A 20433-nucleotide genomic window follows, 5' to 3' on the forward strand; every position below is an offset into this window, starting at 1 on the left:
CCTGTCCCTGACCTCTGACCTGGAGTCTGTCGAATGAAATGGTTCATCATCTCACTGGTAGTTGCCTCACTGATAGGCTCGGTCATGTGGGTGATGCCCAGCCCGCGACAGCGCTATCAGGCAAACCTCAGGCTCAAGGCACGTCAGTTGGGCATTCAGGTGCAGATGGCGCGGGTATCCCTGCCGCGAGCGCTTGGCGAGATGGAACCTGAAGTACGTACAATCCCTGCCTATCGCATTGCAAGAACCAATCTGGAGCGAGGTGAGCGCGACAACTGGAGTGGTTGGGAGGTGTTGCGCGTTGATACCCTGGATCACCTTGGCCTGATTGAAAACTGGAGCTGGAGCAAAGGACAGGGAACGCTGCAGCCGGAAGCGCTGGAGCGGTTAAACAGCCTGCTGGAGCAGCTGCCGGATGACGTGCTGGGTGTTGAGTCAACTCCGCTCAGTTTAACGTTCTACTGGGATGAGCGTGGCGACGAGACACGTTTGGATCTATTGTATCGCCTGGCTCAGCCAATGTTGGAGCAGAAAATCTGATAGCGATGACGCTGGGTAGAGGGGTTGAACGAGAAGCGGCTTCAGGGCTGTTTTTCATTCAGGTAATCGTCCAGTGACTCTGCAAGGGCGCCGGCGCCCCAGTTGCGTTTGGGCTGAATTCTGTCGATTTCAGCTTGTAGCTCATCCAGGCGTGGCTGCTTCTGTCGTTGCGGTGCGGTAGCCCGAACGAGAACCGCCTTGGCGTGTTTCAGGTGAGAAAGGGCCGCAAGCTTGTCACCGGATTCAATCAATCTGGACGCCTGATACTGGTGGGCGTCGGCCACCAACGATACGTTAAGCCAGTACAGCTCTGTTTGATATGTACGGGCAAGCTGACCGGTCATCTTGCCGGCCTGTGCCATCTGCACGATCAGCTTTTCCGCAAAATTGATGTAAATCTGGGCCCGTTTGACGGCTCGGTCACTGTTGAACCGGCTTTTGTCAGGCTTGCTGCGGTCACTGCTTTCTTTCAGTTTGCTGATTTCGGACATCAGTTCGGAGTCCGGTGCCAGCAGGCTGATCTCCTCGATAAGCGCCATCGCATGCTGGTTGAGCTTGTCGATAATATCCTGCCGGCAGCCGCTTTCTTTCAGAATGGCCAGGGCGTGCAGGGTGTGCTCCGCCTGTGTTTGCAGCCAGCTCAGCCTTTCTCGGCGCGCTTCGGTCTGCTGTTCGCGCGTGGTGACCACATAGTTGATCGCCAGCGCCAGAATACCGACTCCGGCGATGAGGATTACAAGATACAGGTTGTCTCCAAGCATGGTGTTTGGCACTCTGAAAAGAGATGTTAATTATAGGATGGTGTGTACATGAATTGTAAGGCATCCGCGTGCGGACTGGTATCGCCGGTCTCAGACACTGCTTGACGCTGGCAGCACCACCCCTTATATATGCTCGCAGTTTCTGAGTTGCCCGTTCTAAAAAGGATCCGTATCTCATGGGAAAAACCCTAGTCATTGTCGAATCACCGGCAAAGGCCAAAACGATCAACAAGTATCTGGGCAGCCAGTATGTTGTCAAATCGAGTGTGGGTCATATTCGCGACCTGCCAACCAGCGGCAGTGCCAGCAAGAGCGATCCCAAGGAACGGGCGCGTCAGGCAGCCTTGACGCGCAAAATGTCGCCGGATGAGAAGGCGGTCTATAAAAAGCGGAAGTCTCAGGAGCAACTGGTAGCGCGTATGGGGGTCGATCCCGAGCATGACTGGGAAGCCCACTACGAAATTCTTCCCGGCAAGGAAAAGGTCGTTGAAGAGCTGCGCAAGCTGGCCAAAAACGCTGATGAAATCTACCTCGCAACGGACTTGGACCGCGAAGGGGAGGCGATTGCCTGGCATTTGCGCGAGGCGATCGGCGGTGATGACAGTCGATTCCGGCGCGTAGTTTTTAACGAAATTACCAAGAAGGCGATTCAGGAGGCGTTTTCCCAGCCGAGTGATCTGGACCTGAACCGTGTCAACGCCCAGCAGGCACGGCGTTTTCTGGACCGTGTTGTGGGCTATATGCTGTCACCTCTGCTGTGGGAGAAGATCGCCCGTGGCCTCTCGGCCGGACGGGTACAGTCCGTTGCCGTGCGCCTGATCGTCGAACGTGAACGCGAAATCCGTGCCTTCATACCTGATGAATACTGGGAAGTGCATGCCGACTCGGAAACACAGGCCCAGCAGGCGTTGCGGCTTCAGGTCAGCAAATATGCAGGCAAAACATTCCGTCCAGAGAGTCAGGCCGAAACCGAGACCCATCTGGAACGCCTTCGCAACGGTGCACTGGCTGTACGTGCGCGCGAGGACCGCCCCACCAGCAGCAAGCCGTCGGCGCCATTCATTACCTCTACACTGCAACAGGCTGCCAGTACGCGGCTGAGCTTTGGAGTCAAGAAAACCATGATGATGGCTCAGCGGTTGTATGAAGCGGGCTATATCACCTACATGCGTACCGACTCGACTAACCTCAGTGCCGAAGCAGTGGAGGCGTGCCGTGAGTTTATTGCTGAACAGTACGGCAAGGAGTACCTGCCGGAAGAGCCGGTCAGCTACTCAAGCAAGGAAGGGGCTCAGGAGGCGCACGAAGCGATTCGGCCTTCTGATGTGAATCTGACGGTTGATGCTCTCAAGGGCATGGAGCCGGATGCTCAGCGTCTGTATGACCTGATTCGGCGTCAGTTCCTGGCTTGTCAGATGATGCCTGCACTGTACACGAGCACCCGTATTACCGTTGAAAGTGGTGATTACGAGCTTACTACCAAAGGTCGTATTCTGCGTTTTGACGGTTATACTCGCGCGTTGCCGGCCAAGGGGCGCAGTGACGAAGATGTCATTCTGCCGGATGTAGCGCAGGGCGAAGTGCTGGAGCTCAAGTCGCTGGACCCGAAGCAGCACTTTACCAAGCCGGCACCACGCTACAGCGAAGCCAGTCTGGTCAAGGAGCTTGAAAAGCGTGGTATTGGTCGTCCTTCCACGTATGCCTCCATCATTTCAACAATTCAGGATCGCGGCTATGTACAGGTGCAGGGGCGTCGTTTCTATGCCTGCAAAATGGGTGACATTGTCACCGAGCGATTGAACGAGAATTTCTCCGATCTGATGGATTACAGTTTCACCGCGCGTATGGAGCAGCGTCTTGATGACGTGGCGCAGGGTGAGGTGAACTGGAAGGAGCTGTTGAATCAGTTCTACAGCGGCTTTACCGACAAGCTGCAGGAGGCACAAAGTGCTGACCACGGCATGAGGCCCAACAGCCCGACGCCGACAGATATTGATTGCCCCGAATGCGGTCGCAAGATGATGATCAGAACGGCAAGTACGGGCGTGTTCCTGGGCTGCTCTGGCTATAACCTGCCGCCCAAGGAGCGCTGTAAGTGCACCATCAACCTGATACCTGGCGACGAAGTGGTCAGTGTGGATGGGGATGATGAAGAAGAGTCCCGCATCTTGCGTAACAAACATCGTTGCAAGCTGTGTGATGCGGCGATGGACTCCTACCTGATCGATGAGAAGCGCAAGTTGCACGTGTGCGGCAACAATCCCGACTGTCCTGGTTTCGAGGTTGAACAGGGTAGCTTCAGGATCAAGGGCTATGATGGGCCCAGTATCGAATGCGACAAGTGTGGCTCCGAAATGCAGCTTAAGACCGGTCGTTTCGGCAAGTTTTTCGGCTGCACCAATAGCGAGTGCAAGAATACGCGCAAACTGCTGAAAAACGGTGAGCCGGCGCCTCCCAAAATGGATCCGGTACCAATGCCGGAACTGCAGTGCGAAAAGGTTGAAGATACCTACGTACTGCGTGATGGTGCCAGCGGCCTGTTCCTGGCGGCGAGTCAGTTTCCGAAAAAACGGGAAACGCGTGCGCCGCTGGTGGCTGAGCTGGTGCCGCACCGTGATGAGATCGATCCCAAATACGCCTATCTGATGGATGCGCCGCAGAAAGACCCTGATGGTAATCCGGCAGTAATTCGTTACAGTCGGAAAACCAAAGAGCAGTATGTGATGACGGAAGTTGAGGGCAAGGCAACCGGCTGGAAAGCGTTCTACCGTGACGGGCGCTGGCAGGAAGAGCAGGGACGTAAGCGCTGAGCGTGAGACCGAGACCGTCGGCGCATTCAATGGAGTACAGGTAATGAGTGATATCTATGCGGTTCGTACCAATCAGAAGCTGAATTTTGCGCGCTTGCATATCAAGGCGCTGGAGCAGGCGGAAGAGGCCTCACAGTGGAGCAAGCATGCCAGAATCGAGTCCTATCATGAGTCGATCCTGTTCTTCATGGCAAGTGGATACTCGGCGCTGTTGCGCGAGATTGCAGAAAACTACAATCTCGATGTGGATCGGATCCATCGCTTCACTGATCTGTCTGAGCAGCTTGAAGTGACTGGTCAGGAATCCCCCGAAGTAACTGAGCTTGAACAGTTGGAGCGGGACAGAGGAAGTTGGCTGCACAAAATGCTGTCTGCTTATGAGGCCTGCTGGCAGGCGTCAGACTACCACCAGGCAAAAACCGAGGTAGACAGCAGCATTTCCGAAATTCATGTATTGCAGATCAACCCGGACCATTCGGAAGACAAGGATGTGTTGGCTGAATACAAGGCTTGGTTACAGGCGTTCCGTGAACTGATAGAACGCCTGCGTGCTGGCATGCAGGAGTGGTAATCAGGTCCGCACCAGAATGCCCAGTGCATCCCCCTGACTTGCTGACTGATTGAGTTGATCGAGCGATGGTGCAGCACCGCTGCACCAGGCGATGACCGTGTGGCATGTGCCGGCAGCCAGTGCCCGTCCGCATAGCAGCTCGGTTTGATCGAGACTGCAGGTATTCAAGACCAGGATGTGACGTGTACAGGCGCCGGCCTGCTCCAGTGCCTTGCGGGTGATATCATGTGGCGGGTTAATCAGGACCAGCCAGCGGTCTTCACGACTCAAGCCTGCGATCATGGGCAGCAGTAGGGGCTGCAGGCAAACTGAGCTGTTATGCAGCAAAATCTCGGTGACCCGGCTCTCAACGCATTCACGTTTGCTGTGAGGGTTCGAGTTCGTTGCTGTTGCATGAATTGCAGACATGGCGAGTGACCTCTGTCAGTTGCCTTGCCGGATAACGCCAACACCCAGCCCTTCGATGATCAGTTCCTGTTCACTCAGGTCTACCTCGATCGGGCTGAAGTCTTCGTTTTCGGCAATAAGAAAGACTTTGCGGCCATCACGCTTAAAGCGCTTGACCGTTACTTCGTCGCCGATCCGTGCGACCACAACCTGCCCGTCCCGGGCCTCTCGGGTTTGATGTACGGCGAGCAGGTCGCCATCCATGATTCCGATGTTTTTCATGCTCATCCCCTTGACCCGCAGCAGGTAGTCAGCACGGGGGCGGAAGAAGTCTGCCGAGATGGTGCAGTGGTCCTCGACATGCTCCTGTGCCAGGATGGGTTCACCTGCTGCCACTTGACCAATAACGGGCAGGCCTTCGGTATCCGGTTGCTCGGCTTCCGGCAAGCGAATGCCTCTTGATGTGCCCTTGGTCAGTTCGATGGCGCCTTTGCGGGCCAGTGCCTTCAAGTGTTCTTCAGCCGCATTGGCTGACTTGAATCCCAGTTCGCGTGCAATATCAGCTCGGGTGGGCGGGTAGCCTGTTGTTTCGATATGTTTGCGAATGCATTCCAGTACTTCAGTCTGGCGATTGGTCAATTTCATGGCATCTGTTCCCTATCCGGTTACTGTGATTCTATACAGTGAATGAGCAGGGTCAAGCATTTTTCTGTTTATATATCCAGTATCTTGCTAGAATCGCCACACAGATCGGATGAGGATTGAGCGTGCTGAGCGAGGCGCAAAAAAAAGAGATCCAGGAGGCCTACAGTCGCTTCCTGAAGAGTCGTGGCCTGACTGCACGACCGGCACAGAAGCAGATGATCGCAGCCGTGGCGCGAACCCTTGCAGCGGCTGCTGTTCCACGCAGTGAAACGGATGATCTGCACCCCGCCGTGGGTGTTGTTGAAGCCGGAACCGGTACCGGCAAGACGATCGCCTATCTGTTGGCGGCCATCCCCTTGGCTCGGGCTCAGGAGTGCAGGTTGGTGCTGTCTACGGCAACCGTGGCGCTGCAGGAACAGCTCATCAATAAGGATCTGCCCGAAGTTGAAGCGCATACAGGCCTGCCAATGCGCTACCGGCTCGCGAAAGGGCGAGGGCGTTACCTTTGCCTGAACAAGGTGGAAGGCCATCTTGAACAGCAGGGCCTGCTGGGCCAGATGGCGTTATATGAAGATGAGGCAGCTGAAAAGCTGCCCGATGATGTGCTGCAACTGTATCAGCAGTTGATGGACAGCTATGCCTCAGGTCAGTGGGACGGGGATCGCGATGCACTTGCAGATGAAGTGGATGATGCCATCTGGCGGCCATTGACCAGTGATCACATGCAGTGCAGCAACCGCCGTTGTTTGAATTTCAGTGCCTGTCCTTTCTACCGGGCTCGTGACCGGTTGGAAGAGGCAGACGTGATTGTCGCCAACCACGACCTGGTGCTGGCCGATCTTGCGCTTGGTGGCGGAGCCATCCTGCCCGAGCCAGAAAAAACCATCTATATCTTCGATGAGGGACATCACCTGGCTGACAAGGCGAGTGGTCACTTTGCTTTTGGTGCAAGGCTTGAGGGCAGTCGTCGATTACTGAAATCTGCACAAAAGCAGCTGACTCAGTTGGTGACAGAGACCGGTTCACCAGTGCAATTGGCAGATCCGGTAGAGCGACTGCATCGCCCTTTTGAAGAGATGGGGCTTGCGCTTGAGCAGCTTGAGCTGCTGCTGCGGCCACTGTTTGCCGAGAACGTCAAAGACCGCTATCGCTTTGCACAAGGGCGGGTACCCGACCCACTGCTGGAGCCCTGCTTCAGCCTTGGTCAGGCGGCCGACCGAGCGCAGCAGCATCTTGAACAGGTCTTCGATTTGCTCAAGGAGGCGATGGAAGGTGGTATTGCCGATATCCCCCGTGCAGTTGCCGAGCGATGGTTTCCCCAGATTGGCAGTTTGTTGGGGCGTGTGCAGCAGATAGCGTGGCTGGCACATGCCTACGCGCGGCCGGACCCGGAAGGCAGCTCGCCCACTGCACGATGGATCAATCGGATCGAGAGTCCTGCTGGTGAAGACCTTGAGCTTAGAAGTGCACCTGTTTCTGCGGCTGATACCCTCTCGGAACACCTCTGGAAAATCTGTTATGCTGCCGTGATAACCTCTGCAACATTGACGGCATTGGGTCGCTTCGATCAGCTGTTTTCAGCGTTGGGGCTGTCGCCACAAACATCGGCACTGCGTCTGAACAGCCCGTTTGATTACGCCAATTGTGGTGTGTTGCAGGTGCCGGCGATGCGAACCGATCCGGGTCAGCCTGATGCACATACCGATGAGGTACTGGAATATCTCAATACCGAGTTGAAGTCGGTTGCCGCGGCGCTGGTGCTGTTCAGTTCATGGCGCCAAATGCGCTCGGTGCTTGATCAACTCGATGAATCCATTAAAAATAGTGTGCTGGCACAAGGGCAGTACAGCAAGCAGGAAACGCTGCGCCTGCACCGCGAACGCGTGGATGAAGACAAACGCAGTATCATCTTCGGTCTTGCCTCCTTTGCGGAGGGGGTCGATCTGCCGGGGCGGTATCTAACCGATGTTTTTATCACCAAGCTGCCGTTCAGTGTCCCGGATGATCCGGTAGATGCTACCATGGCGGAATGGATAGAGCAGCGTGGTGGTAACGCCTTCACCGACTGGACAGTGCCGGCTGCCTCGATGCGACTGACGCAGGCCGTAGGGCGACTGCTGAGAACGGAACAGGATCGAGGGCGGGTGGTACTGCTGGACCGGCGTGTAGTAACGCGCCGTTACGGTCGACAACTGCTGGATTCCTTGCCTCCTTTCCGGCGCGAAATCAACTGACAATCTGAATGGATCCGATTTTGAGTACTGAAGAGAAACAGAGTACAGCCACGGCAACCTCAGAGCCCAAAAATAACAGCAATCGCCCACGTCGGCGCCGTCGTTCGCGCAAGCCGCGCGATACAGGTCGCCAGTCCGGCTGGAGCCCGGTCGAGTTCAATGTTCCTGTTGCTGAAGGCAAGCGCCGCTTCCATGATTTCGGCTTGCCGGACGTCTTAATGCGTGCGATTGCCGACTTGGAATTTCAATACTGCACGCCGATTCAGGCAGCTACGATCCCGCATGCGCTTAACGGTCGAGACTTGATCGGCAAGGCGCAAACGGGTACAGGCAAAACAGCGGCGTTCCTGATCGGCATTATGACCGACCTGTTGGACTACCCGCTGGAAAGCAATCGGAAGCTGGGTGAGCCGCGTGTTCTGATCATTGCGCCTACTCGAGAGTTGGCACTTCAAATCGCCTCCGATGCCGAGGCTCTGGGCAAGTATACGGATCTGTCCACTGTATCGCTGGTTGGTGGTATGGATTACGAGAAGCAGCGTAAGGATCTGGCCGCCAGACCGGTCGACATTTTGGTGGCGACACCGGGGCGCTTGATCGATTTCGTGCGCTCCCGCGAAGTTGATCTGTTCAATGTGGAAGTGCTGGTACTGGATGAAGCGGACCGCATGCTCAGCATGGGTTTTATCCCGGATGTCAGAACCATTATTCGCAGTACGCCGCGTAAGGGTGAAGAGCGGCAAACGTTGCTGTACAGCGCGACCTTTACCGACGATGTAATGCGACTGGCAGAGCAGTGGACGCACAATCCGGTCACCATCGAGATCGAAAACGAGCGCAAAACCACTGATAATGTGGCACAGAAGGTATTTTTGGTATCCAGTCATGAAAAATATCAGCTGCTGCGTAACTATCTGCGCGTCAATGGCATTGATCGTGCGATCGTTTTTGGCAATCGCCGTCATGAAACCCGTGCGCTGGCAGACCGGCTTTGTAAGGACGGTATCAAGGCAGCCTTGATGTCGGGCGAAATTCCTCAGAACAAGCGTCTGCGGACATTGGAAGATTTCCGCAGTGGCAAGATCGAAGTATTGGTGGCGACCGATGTAGCGGGGCGGGGTATCCATATCGATGGCGTTACCCACGTAATCAACTACCAGCTGCCCGAAGATGCCGATGATTATGTGCACCGTATTGGTCGCACCGGTCGTGCCGGTCTGAGTGGGACATCAATCTGCTTTGCCTGTGAAGATGACTCATTTCTGATCCCCGATATCGAGCGAGAAACCGGCGTCAAGCTCGAGTGTATACATCCTGATGCCGAACTGTTGAAACCACTGGGGGAAGTAGATCGAGATATTGCTGACAAGGCTGTACCCTCGCCGGAGCCGGAAAATGCCCAGGCAGAAATACAGGAGACGCCTGCTGATGTAGTCGCTGAAACCGCTGCTGATTCGGAGCAAGAAGCGGCTCAGACACAGAATATGGCTGCAGACGACCCCCGGTCTGATGCGAGTGCGCAGGTCGATGCTACCGATGCCGCTGAAGCAGAATCAGAATCAGAATCGGTAGCGGACAGCGAAGCCGAAGAGCAGAAACACTGAAAACGGACCGGGTCATGAGTGACAGACACAACCTGAAACGAATCAGTTCGGTGCTGGGTATTGTGCTCAGCGCCTTTTTTGCCGCTATTGCGGTGGCGGGCTACCAGCGAACCGGTGATCTCCTGCAGCTGTTTCTGTTTCTGTTGCTTGCAGGGCTCGCGTATGCGGTGGTCAAGCTGTTGTTCTTCGGTATAGGCCGACTGCTCGACAAGCTGGACCCTTCTTGATTGGATCGACCGGGGAGTGTAGCCACTCCTCTTCTAGGAGATAGCATGCAGAATCAGTCACCTGTTGCCGTTCTTGGTGGCGGCAGCTTCGGCACAGTCCTGGCAAATCTGATGGCTGAAAAGGGGCTTGATGTCAGGCTCTGGATGCGTAACGAGCAGGCGGTTGACGAAGTCAATGCGCATCATCGCAACAGTCGTTACCTGCCAGGAGTTGATCTGGCGCCAGGGCTCAGAGCGACCACCGACCTGCAGCAGGCGTTGAGCGGAACCGAAGCGATATTTATTGCCATCCCGAGTAGTGCTTTCAGAACAGTAGTGCGCCAGGCCGTGCCATTTTTGCGGCCGGAACAGCTTCTGGTCAGTACTACCAAGGGGGTTGAGTCAGTGACCTTCTGTTTGATGAGTCAAATCATTGAACAGGAGTTTCCGGGTGCCCGAGTGGGGGTGCTCAGTGGTCCCAATCTGGCTAAGGAGGTCGCCCGCAAGCAGTTGACCGCAACAGTCATTGCCAGCACGGATGGCCTGCTTCGCGAGCGGGTGCAGGCTCTGCTCCATACATCCTTTTTTCGTGTATACGCCAGTACCGATACCTACGGTGTTGAGCTTGGTGGCACTTTGAAAAACATCTATGCCATCGCGGCAGGCCTTAGTGCGGCCTTGGGTATGGGTGAAAACACCAAAAGCATGTTGATGACGCGCAGTTTGGCCGAAATGAGCCGATTTGCTGTAAGTCTTGGAGCCAATCCGTTTACCTTTCTGGGTCTGGCGGGGGTTGGTGACCTGATTGTTACCTGTATGTCACCCCTGAGTCGCAACTATCGAGTGGGCTACGCACTGGGCGAGGGCAAAAGCCTGGAGCAGGCGGTCGAGTCTCTTGGTGAAGTTGCAGAGGGTGTCAATACCCTGCGGATTGTCAAAGAAAAAGCGGAAGAGCTGGAAATCTATATGCCACTGGTCAGTGGTCTCTATGAGGTGGTGTTCAATGCGGCACCGGTGAAAGAGGTCGCGCGGGGCATGATGCTGAATGTACAGAGCACCGATGTGGAGTTTGTATTGCCGCGACAGGAGCAGGGATGAAGCTGCTTTTGCTGCGACATGCACAAGCGGTAGCCGGTGGAGATCTTGATCCTGACCGGGTGCTGACGCCCGTGGGTGAGCGACAGGCGGCTGCCATGGCTTCTCGGGTTGTCAATATGCTGCCTGGGGCCTGTATCGTTACCAGTCCATGGCGACGTGCGCAACAAACCGCTGAAATCATGGCTCAAGGGCTGGGTGCTCGGTTGGTACTGAATGATTCGCTGACAGCCAAGGGTAATGCTCCTGTAGCTGCGACAGCCCTTGAACCGTATTTCTCGGATCAAGGGTCACTCATTGTGGTCACCCATCAGCCGCTTTGTGGTCAGTTGATCAGCTGGCTTACGGACGGAAATCTGTATGGGCAGGTGGTATCGCCCTGCAGCGGTGCGCTGCTGGAGCTTGATTGGCCGGCTCGGGGTATGGCAAGGCTGCTGAACGGGTGTGATGGTGCCGTGCAGGGAGATGATCATGCAGGCAGATGAACTCAGATTTGAAGTGAACGGCCATCTGATAGCGGCACGGGCAACCGGCCCTGAAGACGGGCTGCCTGTTTTGGCGCTGCATGGATGGCTGGATAATGCAGCTACTTTCAAGGCGCTTGAGCCGGCGCTTGAGGGTGTGCGATTGGTAGCGCTGGACCTGATGGGGCACGGTTTTTCCGACCATCGTCCCGCCAGCATGCCTTACTACATCTGGGATAACCTGTCAGATGTGGTAGCGGTTGCCGACGAGCTCAACTGGCAGACGTTTCATCTGCTGGGGCACTCCATGGGAGCCAGTATCAGCAGCCTTCTCGCCGGTGCCATGCCTGAGCGGGTCGAGAGCCTGATTCTACTTGAGGGGCTGGGGCCTCTGGTGGATGCACCGACAGATCTGCCGGAGCAGATGGCGCAGGCAATCCGCAGGCGCAGTCGTCGCAATCGTAAACCTCGGTTCTATGCCAGTATTGAAGAAGCCGTAGCTGCTCGGATCAATGGTCGCTTTCCGGTTGGGGAACAGGCAGCGCGCTGGCTGGTCGAACGTTCCATAGTCCATACTGCAAGGGGGTTTCGCTGGCGCAGTGATCCAGCCCTTAACCTGCCTTCCGTATTACGGATGAGTGAGGAGCAGGTAAGGGCGTTCCTGCTGCGTATCAGTTGCCCTTCACTGCTGGTGCTGGGCACCGGAGGAGTGGCAACCGATTTGACCCAGACAAGAGCTGGCTGCATTAATGGACTGCAACGGCTAACCCTTGAAGGAGGGCATCATCTGCACCTGGAGCAGGGTGTAAGCGAGACAATAGCACAGGCCATCAACCGTTTTTACGCAGCGCTCTGAACCCCGCGCGGCGCAGAGGAAGGAGCCAGGCATGAAACAGTATCTGAAGACGCTAGCGCTATTATTGCTGGTTACCCCCGCGCTGCAGGCAGCCGAGTTTGAGATTCCACTGCAGTTAAACCCTTTTCCGCAATCTCAGCTGATCAGCTCAGAGCAGCGACAGGAGCCAGACTACCGCCTGATGCTCAGTGGCATCATGAAAATTAACGGTCGGATTCGTACGGACCGTGATCAAAGGCTTCAGGCCAGTCTCTCACGCATGACCTGGCAGCTGCCGGATGGTTATGATCCTCAGTCAGGATTCAGCTTCTTGCGTGCCCAGCTTGACGACAGAGGGGCTCAGGTGATGTTCGAATGTTCCGGTCGCCAATGTGGTCCTAGCAGTATCTGGGCAAATGATGTCTTTGATCAATCACGCTTGTACGGGATCGACAATACGCAGTTTTATGCGGCCATGCGGCTGGACCAGGCTCATGTGGCACTCTATGCCGTACGCAGAGGAAATGGCCGAGTTTTTCTTCACATGGATGTGCTCGAAAATGAAAGCCAGACAGTCAGCGACCCCGTGGCGGTGTTGGCACAGCAGGGTTACGTCGAGCTGCAGAATTGGCCAGAGTCATCGGACCGGACTGTCGCTTCCGTGCTGGATATGATGCAGGGCATGCCGAATCAGGAGTTGTGGCTGGTTGTGCACTGGCAAGGTCAGGATCTGGAACTGACTCTGCGCCAGTCGCAGGAGGCTGCTGACCGCCTGCTGAGACAGGTAGTAGACAAGGGGGGCGATGTGCGCCAGCTAAAGGCCAGAGGTGTTGGCAGTCTCGTGCCCAGTGTACTGGGCAGTCGACGACAGGTTGCGATCGTTGTAATGCGAAGGGGGAGTGGCCGCTGATATGGGCGGCCCCTGGTATTTTTTGGTCAGCGAATCAACGACAGAAACTCGGTTCGGGTTGCCGGGTTTTCACGGAAAGAGCCCAGCATCATTGAGGTTTTCATCATGGCGTTTTGCTTTTCCACGCCGCGCATCATCATGCACATATGCTGTGCCTCAATCACAACACCAACGCCCGCTGCATCCGTAACCTGCTGAATGGCTTCGGCAATTTCTTTGGTCATGTTTTCCTGGATCTGCAGTCGGCGTGCATACATGTCAACAATGCGGGCAATTTTGGACAGGCCTACTACCTTGCCCTGAGGGATATAGGCAACATGCGCCTTGCCAATAAACGGCAGCAGGTGATGTTCGCACATGGAATACAACTCTATATCCCGTACCAGCACCATTTCACTGTTATCTGAGGGAAACAGGGCGCCATTGACGACCTCATCCAGGCTCTGGTTGTAACCGCGTGTCAGAAAGCGCATCGCTTTGGCAGCACGTGCCGGCGTGTCACGCAAACCGTCGCGGCCAATATCTTCTCCGAGCTGTTCTATGATGCTGGCGTATTCTGCTTCCATCTGCTGCATTCCTCAGGAGTGGGGCTGGCTTGGGTGAAAACCGGGTAAAATACCCGAACAGAGCACTCGGGTAAAGGCCGTTGCGCTGTGAGTTGGGGATCAGCCTCCCAGCAGCTTGAGTCTCAGTGACACATTGTTGCGTGAATCGGCGTTGTGCAGCGCCTCTTCGAGCGTGATTTTGCCGTCCTGATATAGATGCAGCAGGTTGGCGTCAAAGGTGTGTGCGGCGCTGTTGCTGCTCTGTTCAATGGCTTCTCGGATACGAGAATACTCTCCACGGGCAATCAGTTTGGCAATATAGGGTGTGTTGATCATCACTTCAGTGGCTGGTAGATAGCGCTCGTTTACATCCCGGATCAGCCGCTGGGCCACGATCCCTTTCAGGTTGAGTGACAGGTCCGTGTTAATCTTGTGCATTTCTGCTTCATGGAAGAAGTTGACGATATGCTCCACAGCCTGAACGCTGTTGTTGGCATGCAGGGTTGATATACACAGATGGCCGGTTTCGGAGTAGCGAATCGCCTGTTCCATGGTTTCTCGATCACGGATCTCGCCAATCAGGATTACATCCGGGGCTTCGCGCAGGGCATTCTTCAGGGCATTGCTGTAGGACAGGGTATCGACACCAACTTCGCGTTGATTGATCAGGGATTTTCGGTTGGTGTGCAAAAACTCGATCGGGTCCTCGATGGTGAGGATGTGGCCGGTAGCGCGCTGGTTACGATATTCAATCATCGAGGCCAGCGAGGTTGACTTGCCTGAGCCGGTTGAGCCGACCAGTAGCACCAGTCCACTGCGCAACATCACCAGACTTTTCAGAATCGAGGGCAGATTCAGTTCTTCAATGGATGGAATCTTGTGGCGAATCATGCGAATCACCAGTGCAACATCACCGCGCTGTCGGTAGACGTTCACCCTGAAACGACCGATATCGGGTACGTCATAGGCAAAATTCATTTCCAGCTCACGTTTGAACTGTTCCTGCTGATGGTTGGTCATCAAGTGGTTGGACAGTTCTTCAGTAGAGCCGGGGGGCAGTGGGGTTGTATCAACCTCACGCATACTGCCTTCAACCTTGATCTGGATCGGGGTGTGGGTACTCAGGAACAGATCTGATGCACTGGTATCGGCCATCAGGTTAAGATATTTGTGAAGATCGATCATCGCAGGTCCCAGCATCAGCATTACCGGCCTGAATGCCCTGAAGACGGGGTGGCCGGAAATAAGAGGTCAGATTCACAACATCTGCATCATAGCAGAGCTTGTCCGGAAACGGAGGAAAAGCTCAGCTCCCCTTCTTGCGGAGCAATACATAAACCGCGCCGGTACCTCCATCCCGTGGCTGGGCAGAGCTGAAAGCCAGTACATCGTGCAGCTGGCGCAGCCAGTCGTTGACACAGGATTTCAGCAGGGCCGGCTGTCCGGGCTGTGTGTAGGCCTTGCCGTGGATGATCAGTACGCAGCGCAGCTGTTGGCGCGATGCGTCTCGAATGAATCCGCTGAGTTCATCCCGGGCCGCCTCGACCGTATAGCCGTGCAGGTCAAGCCCGGCCTCCCAGGGCAGGTGGCCAAGTCGCAGGCGTTTAAGCAGTCGCAGCTGAACGCCGGGAGCCGCAAACAGCAGCTCATCGGCAGAATCGACGATCTGGGAAGCTTCAGACGACAGGCCATCAATCACCTGTTCAATCTCCTGTTCAGCGGCCTGCCGGCGAAAGCGAGTGGCGCTGTCATGTTTGCGTCGCAGCTTCAGCTTGCCCGCATCGGGGTCTACATGGCGATCGTGACGTATCCGTTTGACGCCCTGCATGGCAGAGTCGAAGTCGAGATCGTCGTCCTGCTCCTGGTCAGAAGGATAAGACATGGCGTTCAACGGGGGATTTCATTAACATAACCGGCCTGAATCAACATAATTCCGCATTATCGGGCGAGAGATGAATCCGGATCAAGTGGCGATTACCTCAGAGCTGCATACCCTGCGTGACTATATTCGTTGGGCGGTGTCAGCATTTCATCAGCACCAGGTCTGGTTTGGGCATGGGCATGTGACTGCCTGGGACGAAGCCAGTCAGCTGGTGCTCAATGCGGTTCATCTGCCCTGGGATACCGATCCTGCCGTGCTTGATGCGCGCCTGACCCAAACCGAAAAAGAGCGCGTACTGGATTATCTGCACCAGCGAGTGGAGCTGCGACGCCCTCTGCCTTACATCACGGGTGAAGCCTGGTTTATGGGGTTGCCGTTTCATGTGGACGAGCGTGTGTTGATCCCGCGCTCACCCATTGCGCAGTTGATTGAGACCGGTTTTGAACCCTGGCTGCGCCCCGGGTCGGTTAACCGGATTCTGGATCTCTGTACCGGCAGTGGCTGTATCGGTATTGCCTGTGCCTATGCCTTTGAGGAGGCTGAGGTTGACCTTGCTGACATCTCCACCGATGCCCTTGAGGTGGCTCAGCGCAATATCGAACGTCATCAATTGGGTGATAGGGTGTCTGCCCGCCAGGGTGATCTGTTCGAGAACCTGCAGGGTGAGCGATACGATCTAATCGTGAGCAACCCTCCGTATGTGGATGCAGATGACTTGGCCAGCATGCCGGCCGAGTATCAACATGAGCCGGGTCTGGCGCTGGGCTCTGGCGATGATGGGCTTGATATCACCCGCCGCATTTTGCGCGAAGCGGCCGACCACCTCACCGATGAAGGCCTGCTGGTGGTTGAGGTCGGCAACTCAGAGGTGCACCTGATGCAGGCTTATCCCGAGCTGCCGTTGATTTGGGTCGAACTGGATGCCGGTGGCAACGGCGTATTTACCATTACAGCGGCAGAGCTGCGGGCTCATGCGGCGCTTTTATGAACCTACAGAGATAGCGTATGTCGGGTAACAGCTTTGGCAAACTCTTTACCGTCACTACTTTCGGCGAAAGCCACGGGCCGGCACTCGGCTGTATAGTGGATGGCTGTCCTCCGGGGATTGAGCTGAGTGAAGCGGATCTGCAGGCGGATCTGGATCGGCGCAAGCCGGGTACATCACGCCACACCACCCAGCGTCGTGAGCCGGATCAGGTGCGAATTCTGTCCGGTGTGTTCGAGGGTAGGACCACGGGCACTCCGATCGGATTGTTGATCGAAAATACTGATCAGCGCTCAAAGGACTATTCCAATATTGCCGAGACCTTCCGCCCTGCACATGCAGACTATGTGTACTCGCACAAGTATGGTTTTCGTGATTACCGTGGCGGTGGCCGTTCTTCCGCGCGTGAAACAGCCATGCGTGTCGCTGCAGGCGCCATCGCCAAGAAAGTGCTGGCTGAGAAAGGCGTGCAGGTGCGTGGCTACCTGTCCCAGCTTGGGCCGATCGCGATCGACATGAGTCGCTTTGACTGGAATGAGGTGGACAATAACCCCTTCTTCTCGCCAGATGCAGACGCGGCTGCACAGATGGAAGTCTACATGGATGAGCTGCGCAAGGAGGGCAACTCCATTGGTGCGCGTATCTCCGTGCGGGCCACCGGTGTGCCGGTCGGGCTGGGTGAGCCAATCTTTGATAGACTGGATGCCGATTTGGCACATGCCTTGATGAGCATTAATGCGGTCAAGGGTGTCGAGATCGGTGACGGTTTTGCCGTGGTGAATCAGAAGGGCACCGAGCACCGTGACGAAATGACGCCTGAGGGCTTTCTCTCCAATCATGCTGGCGGCATTCTGGGTGGCATTTCGACGGGGCAGGCCATTGAGGCGCATATCGCACTTAAGCCAACCTCCAGTCTGCGTTTGCCGGGTCGAAGCATCAACGCTTCTGGTGAAGCGATTGAGGTGGTGACCAAGGGGCGGCATGACCCTTGCGTCGGCATCCGCGCAACCCCCATTGCCGAGGCGATGATGGCCATAGTACTACTGGATCACCTTCTGCGTGATCGTGGTCAGAATGGAGATGTTGAGACAAACCTTCCGGTGCTGAGCTGAGTCAGGTTTGTAACCCTTTGAGTTTAATGGAGCAATATTAATTTTTTCTGACTGCAAGCCGTTTTTTGCTTGAAATTTAAGCATAACGCGGTATAAATGCGGCAGAAATTCCCTACGTCCCAACCCTTTGGGGTGTGCGAAATCTGTAACGCGCTGAGAAGGTGTCTGAATATACGCCCTTCGACTTTTACTAGCGCTGCTGCAGGGTTCAGCGCAACCTGAGAGGTTGGGTTTTTGTTTTTTATCTGTGCGCAAGCACAGGCTTGTCTGGAGTCACTCCCCATGCAAGAAGCGATTGACCTGGCGTCAGAAGTCAACGACCAAGAGGTTGAAGGCAGTGTTGCTGATTGGCCAGCCTACACACAGGGCGACGATGAAGAGCGTCTGGACTTTTTCATTGAACGCGACGGACACCGCTATGCCGGTACTCATCTGATCATCGATCTGCGCGGCGCTTCCCGCCTGGATGATCTTGAAGTGATGGAAAAGGCACTGCGTGAATCCGTAAAGGCTGCCAAGGCAACACTGCTGCACATTCACCTGCATCACTTTACCCCCAATGGCGGTATCTCGGGTGTGGCGGTGTTGGCAGAATCCCATATCAGTGTACACACCTGGCCGGAGCGTAACTTTGCGGCATTCGATGTGTTCATGTGTGGCGAATCGGAGCCGGCCAAAGCCATTCCGGTACTGGAAGCAGCCTTTGCCCCGTCAAAGGTTGAAGTTGAAGAGATCCTCCGAGGCAAGGTGAGCATTGATGACGACGACTACCTACGTTGAGAAGTTGTACGCAGGTTACGGTCAGAGCTTTACGCTGGATCAGGTGTTGTTTGAACACCGAACCGAACATCAGGAGCTGATCATCTTCCGTAACCGGGAGTTCGGTACGGTGATGGCGCTTGATGGCATTATTCAGACCACGGAGCGTGATGAGTTCATCTATCACGAGATGATGACCCACGTGCCACTGCTGGCGCACGGCGATGCCAGGCGTGTCCTGATCATTGGCGGTGGAGACGGCGGTATTCTGCGCGAGGTGCTCAAGCATGCCAGTGTTGAGCATGTCACTCAGGTCGAAATTGATCAAGCCGTGATCGATATGTGTCGTCAGTACCTGCCCAATCATTCCGCAGGCGCTTTCGATGATCCACGCGCCAATATCGTGATTGCGGACGGCGTTGAGTTCGTGAGCGAATGTCAGGAAACATTCGACGTGATCATCTCTGACTGTACCGATCCGGTTGGGCCGGGTGAGGTGTTGTTCTCCAGTCGCTTCTATGAAGGCTGCAAGCGTTGCCTGAATGAAGGCGGTGTATTTGTGGCGCAAAACGGTGTGCCGTTCATGCAACCGGATGAAATTCTCACAACCCGCAGGCGTCTGGGCCCCTATTTTGCCGATCAGACCTTCTACAATGCGGCAGTGCCCACCTATGCGGGCGGTGTGATGACTTTTGCCTGGGCGACGGATAATCCGGCGTTGCGTCAGCTTGATCTGAACACTGTTCAGATGCGCTATGAGGCCAGCGAGATTTACACCCGTTACTACAATCCGGCGTTGCATGTTGCCAGTTTTGCACTGCCGCAGTATGTTGTGACCGCACTGGATTCACTCTGACGCTCGCGTCAGACTCGATCTTCCAAGCCGGCCACAGTGCCGGCTTTTTCGTGATTTTGACCTATGCCTCATGTCCGCCTGTCCGGCTTCTATTTTTTCTATTTTGCCCTGTTGGGCACGCTGGTCCCCTATTGGACCCTGTGGTTGCAGTCGCTGAGTTTTGGCGCCACTGCGATCGGCTGGCTGATGGGCATACTCCATGTGTCGCGAGTCATAGCGCCCAACCTGTGGGGCCGGCTTGCGGACAGAACCGGACAGCGGGTGCGAATTGTTCGCTTCGGAGCATTGGCAACCTGGCTGATCTTCATCCTTGTATTCTGGCAGACCAGTGCACTGGGCATAGCGCTGGTGATGGCGGGCTTCAGCTTTTTCTGGAACGCGGTGCTGCCCCAATTTGAAGTGATAACCTTGGGCTATCTGGGTAAGGAAAAAGCCCGCTACAGTCGCATTCGTGTCTGGGGTTCGGTGGGCTTCGTGCTTGCAGTGGTACTGATCGGATGGCTGTTGGATCTCGTCGGCATTGCCGTGCTGCCCTGGGTGGTAATGGGGCTGATGCTACTGATCTGGCTCAATACGCTTATCATTCCCGCGCCTCCCGAGCGGCCTGCTCGACCAGGCGATGGCGGTGATGCGATCGGTGTCATTCTACGCCAGCCACAGGTGATCGCTTTTTTTGCCATCTGCTTTCTGGTGCAGCTCAGTCACGGGCCTTACTACACCTTCTACAGTGTGATGATGCAGGACTTTGGGTATACGCGCAGCGAGATCGGTTTGCTTTGGGCGCTGGGGGTGGTGGCCGAGATTCTGTTGTTTATCCTTATGCCGCGTTTGTTGCGACAATTCAGTCTGCGTCACATCATGCTGGTCAGTTTGCTGCTGTGCGTGCTGCGCTGGAGTCTGACCGCCATGCTGCCGGACCTGCTGCCGGTTATGCTGTTTGCGCAGCTGCTGCACGCGGCGACCTTTGGCAGTCTGCATGCGGTGGGGATTGCATTGGTGCAGCATTATTTCGGGAGTGCAACTCAGGGGCGTGGACAGGCGCTGTTTTCATCTCTTGGCTTTGGTGCTGGTGGTGCGGCGGGTGCGATTCTTTCCGGGCAGTTCTGGAGCAGCTTGGGGCAGTGGAGTTTTCTACTGGCGGCAGCAGCAGCTGCGGTGGCTATTGTGTTGACATTGATCTGGATATATCCGGAAAAAGCGCAGCAAAGTGCGAGCTGAAGTTGTTTTGCACT

20 protein-coding genes and 1 pseudogene are annotated in these 20433 nt (G+C 55.6%); 15 read left to right on the forward strand and 6 right to left on the reverse strand.

The annotated features are described in order from the left end of the window. Window positions 1-33 precede the first annotated feature (33 nt). Window positions 34-540 (forward strand): hypothetical protein, encoded by a 507-nt coding sequence (locus ABIE61_RS01090; protein WP_091823178.1) that lies wholly within the window; start codon window positions 34-36, stop codon window positions 538-540. A 41-nt stretch (window positions 541-581) separates the two neighbouring features. Here the strand turns inward: ABIE61_RS01090 and ABIE61_RS01095 are convergent, their stop codons facing one another. Next, window positions 582-1301 (reverse strand): DNA topoisomerase I, encoded by a 720-nt coding sequence (locus ABIE61_RS01095; protein ID WP_091823175.1) that lies wholly within the window; start codon window positions 1299-1301, stop codon window positions 582-584. 176 nt (window positions 1302-1477) lie between these two features. Between ABIE61_RS01095 and topA the strand changes: the two genes are divergently transcribed. Both topA and ABIE61_RS01105 read left to right on the forward strand, forming a co-directional pair. Further along, a complete protein-coding gene (gene topA / locus ABIE61_RS01100; protein WP_354406049.1) occupies window positions 1478-4111 on the forward strand; it encodes a type I DNA topoisomerase in 2634 nt (877 codons plus the stop codon). 43 nt (window positions 4112-4154) lie between these two features. Further along, window positions 4155-4682, forward strand: coding sequence for a DUF6586 family protein (locus ABIE61_RS01105; RefSeq protein ID WP_091823168.1), 528 nt, complete (start codon window positions 4155-4157; stop codon window positions 4680-4682). Here the strand turns inward: ABIE61_RS01105 and ABIE61_RS01110 are convergent, their stop codons facing one another. Beyond that, a complete protein-coding gene (locus ABIE61_RS01110) occupies window positions 4683-5090 on the reverse strand; it encodes a SulA-like leucine-rich domain-containing protein (RefSeq protein WP_091823165.1) in 408 nt (135 codons plus the stop codon). A gap of 15 nt (window positions 5091-5105) precedes the next feature. Then, window positions 5106-5714, reverse strand: coding sequence for a transcriptional repressor LexA (gene lexA, locus ABIE61_RS01115; RefSeq protein WP_206834385.1), 609 nt, complete (start codon window positions 5712-5714; stop codon window positions 5106-5108). Window positions 5715-5836: 122 nt separating this feature from the next. On the opposite strand from lexA, the gene dinG reads away from it, so the two are divergent. From dinG to ABIE61_RS01150, 7 genes and pseudogenes are all read left to right on the forward strand, one after another. Continuing rightward, complete coding sequence (dinG, locus tag ABIE61_RS01120; protein WP_354406051.1) at window positions 5837-7948, forward strand: ATP-dependent DNA helicase DinG; 2112 nt, start codon at window positions 5837-5839, stop codon at window positions 7946-7948. 8 nt (window positions 7949-7956) lie between these two features. Further along, window positions 7957-9279, forward strand: a pseudogene (rhlB, locus tag ABIE61_RS01125) (ATP-dependent RNA helicase RhlB); the annotation flags it as partial. A 287-nt stretch (window positions 9280-9566) separates the two neighbouring features. Further along, the gene (locus ABIE61_RS01130; protein WP_091823153.1) at window positions 9567-9779 is read left to right on the forward strand and encodes a hypothetical protein; all 213 of its coding nucleotides are present in this window, start codon (window positions 9567-9569) and stop codon (window positions 9777-9779) included. 45 nt (window positions 9780-9824) lie between these two features. Further along, window positions 9825-10856, forward strand: a complete 1032-nt coding sequence (locus tag ABIE61_RS01135) for an NAD(P)H-dependent glycerol-3-phosphate dehydrogenase (protein WP_354406053.1) — start codon at window positions 9825-9827, stop codon at window positions 10854-10856. Next, entirely contained in the window at window positions 10853-11338 is a 486-nt protein-coding gene (locus tag ABIE61_RS01140) for a SixA phosphatase family protein (RefSeq protein WP_091823147.1), read from the forward strand. Before ABIE61_RS01135 ends, ABIE61_RS01140 begins: the two co-directional genes overlap by 4 nt. Then, window positions 11325-12173: an alpha/beta fold hydrolase gene (locus ABIE61_RS01145; RefSeq protein ID WP_354406056.1), complete on the forward strand. Its 849-nt coding sequence runs from the start codon at window positions 11325-11327 to the stop codon at window positions 12171-12173. Before ABIE61_RS01140 ends, ABIE61_RS01145 begins: the two co-directional genes overlap by 14 nt. Before the next feature lie 31 nt (window positions 12174-12204). Beyond that, entirely contained in the window at window positions 12205-13062 is an 858-nt protein-coding gene (locus tag ABIE61_RS01150; RefSeq protein WP_354406057.1) for a DUF4892 domain-containing protein, read from the forward strand. Window positions 13063-13088: 26 nt separating this feature from the next. On the opposite strand, the gene folE is transcribed toward ABIE61_RS01150, so the two are convergent. The 3 genes from folE to ABIE61_RS01165 all read right to left on the reverse strand — a co-directional run bounded on the left by folE (window position 13089) and on the right by ABIE61_RS01165 (window position 15489). Further along, a complete protein-coding gene (gene folE / locus ABIE61_RS01155) occupies window positions 13089-13628 on the reverse strand; it encodes a GTP cyclohydrolase I FolE (protein ID WP_354406058.1) in 540 nt (179 codons plus the stop codon). Window positions 13629-13727: 99 nt separating this feature from the next. Further along, window positions 13728-14792, reverse strand: a complete 1065-nt coding sequence (locus ABIE61_RS01160; RefSeq protein WP_354406060.1) for a PilT/PilU family type 4a pilus ATPase — start codon at window positions 14790-14792, stop codon at window positions 13728-13730. Between the two features lie 121 nt (window positions 14793-14913). Further along, the gene (locus ABIE61_RS01165) at window positions 14914-15489 is read right to left on the reverse strand and encodes a Smr/MutS family protein (RefSeq protein ID WP_354406061.1); all 576 of its coding nucleotides are present in this window, start codon (window positions 15487-15489) and stop codon (window positions 14914-14916) included. 70 nt (window positions 15490-15559) lie between these two features. Between ABIE61_RS01165 and prmB the strand changes: the two genes are divergently transcribed. The 5 genes from prmB to ABIE61_RS01190 all read left to right on the forward strand — a co-directional run bounded on the left by prmB (window position 15560) and on the right by ABIE61_RS01190 (window position 20419). Then, entirely contained in the window at window positions 15560-16477 is a 918-nt protein-coding gene (gene prmB, locus ABIE61_RS01170) for a 50S ribosomal protein L3 N(5)-glutamine methyltransferase (RefSeq protein WP_354406063.1), read from the forward strand. Between the two features lie 17 nt (window positions 16478-16494). Then, window positions 16495-17586: a chorismate synthase gene (aroC, locus tag ABIE61_RS01175; protein WP_354406064.1), complete on the forward strand. Its 1092-nt coding sequence runs from the start codon at window positions 16495-16497 to the stop codon at window positions 17584-17586. 282 nt (window positions 17587-17868) lie between these two features. Beyond that, window positions 17869-18366, forward strand: coding sequence for an adenosylmethionine decarboxylase (gene speD / locus ABIE61_RS01180; RefSeq protein ID WP_175527570.1), 498 nt, complete (start codon window positions 17869-17871; stop codon window positions 18364-18366). Then, window positions 18344-19201: a polyamine aminopropyltransferase gene (gene speE / locus ABIE61_RS01185; protein WP_091823130.1), complete on the forward strand. Its 858-nt coding sequence runs from the start codon at window positions 18344-18346 to the stop codon at window positions 19199-19201. Before speD ends, speE begins: the two co-directional genes overlap by 23 nt. Before the next feature lie 63 nt (window positions 19202-19264). Continuing rightward, complete coding sequence (locus ABIE61_RS01190; RefSeq protein WP_354406066.1) at window positions 19265-20419, forward strand: MFS transporter; 1155 nt, start codon at window positions 19265-19267, stop codon at window positions 20417-20419. Window positions 20420-20433: the final 14 nt, after the last annotated feature.

Source organism: Marinobacterium sp. MBR-111, assembly GCF_040547585.1.
GTDB classification, from domain to species: Bacteria; Pseudomonadota; Gammaproteobacteria; order Pseudomonadales; family Balneatricaceae; genus Marinobacterium; species Marinobacterium iners.

Coding starts and splice junctions, on each gene's coding strand:
- ABIE61_RS01090 (WP_091823178.1), top strand. CDS start 34: ATGAAATGGTTCATCATCTCACTGGTAGTTGCCTCACTGATAGGCTCG.
- ABIE61_RS01095 (WP_091823175.1), bottom strand. CDS start 1,301: ATGCTTGGAGACAACCTGTATCTTGTAATCCTCATCGCCGGAGTCGGT.
- topA (WP_354406049.1), top strand. CDS start 1,478: ATGGGAAAAACCCTAGTCATTGTCGAATCACCGGCAAAGGCCAAAACG.
- ABIE61_RS01105 (WP_091823168.1), top strand. CDS start 4,155: ATGAGTGATATCTATGCGGTTCGTACCAATCAGAAGCTGAATTTTGCG.
- ABIE61_RS01110 (WP_091823165.1), bottom strand. CDS start 5,090: ATGTCTGCAATTCATGCAACAGCAACGAACTCGAACCCTCACAGCAAA.
- lexA (WP_206834385.1), bottom strand. CDS start 5,714: ATGAAATTGACCAATCGCCAGACTGAAGTACTGGAATGCATTCGCAAA.
- ABIE61_RS01130 (WP_091823153.1), top strand. CDS start 9,567: ATGAGTGACAGACACAACCTGAAACGAATCAGTTCGGTGCTGGGTATT.
- ABIE61_RS01135 (WP_354406053.1), top strand. CDS start 9,825: ATGCAGAATCAGTCACCTGTTGCCGTTCTTGGTGGCGGCAGCTTCGGC.
- ABIE61_RS01140 (WP_091823147.1), top strand. CDS start 10,853: ATGAAGCTGCTTTTGCTGCGACATGCACAAGCGGTAGCCGGTGGAGAT.
- ABIE61_RS01145 (WP_354406056.1), top strand. CDS start 11,325: ATGCAGGCAGATGAACTCAGATTTGAAGTGAACGGCCATCTGATAGCG.
- ABIE61_RS01150 (WP_354406057.1), top strand. CDS start 12,205: ATGAAACAGTATCTGAAGACGCTAGCGCTATTATTGCTGGTTACCCCC.
- folE (WP_354406058.1), bottom strand. CDS start 13,628: ATGGAAGCAGAATACGCCAGCATCATAGAACAGCTCGGAGAAGATATT.
- ABIE61_RS01160 (WP_354406060.1), bottom strand. CDS start 14,792: ATGATCGATCTTCACAAATATCTTAACCTGATGGCCGATACCAGTGCA.
- ABIE61_RS01165 (WP_354406061.1), bottom strand. CDS start 15,489: ATGTCTTATCCTTCTGACCAGGAGCAGGACGACGATCTCGACTTCGAC.
- prmB (WP_354406063.1), top strand. CDS start 15,560: ATGAATCCGGATCAAGTGGCGATTACCTCAGAGCTGCATACCCTGCGT.
- aroC (WP_354406064.1), top strand. CDS start 16,495: ATGTCGGGTAACAGCTTTGGCAAACTCTTTACCGTCACTACTTTCGGC.
- speD (WP_175527570.1), top strand. CDS start 17,869: ATGCAAGAAGCGATTGACCTGGCGTCAGAAGTCAACGACCAAGAGGTT.
- speE (WP_091823130.1), top strand. CDS start 18,344: ATGACGACGACTACCTACGTTGAGAAGTTGTACGCAGGTTACGGTCAG.
- ABIE61_RS01190 (WP_354406066.1), top strand. CDS start 19,265: ATGCCTCATGTCCGCCTGTCCGGCTTCTATTTTTTCTATTTTGCCCTG.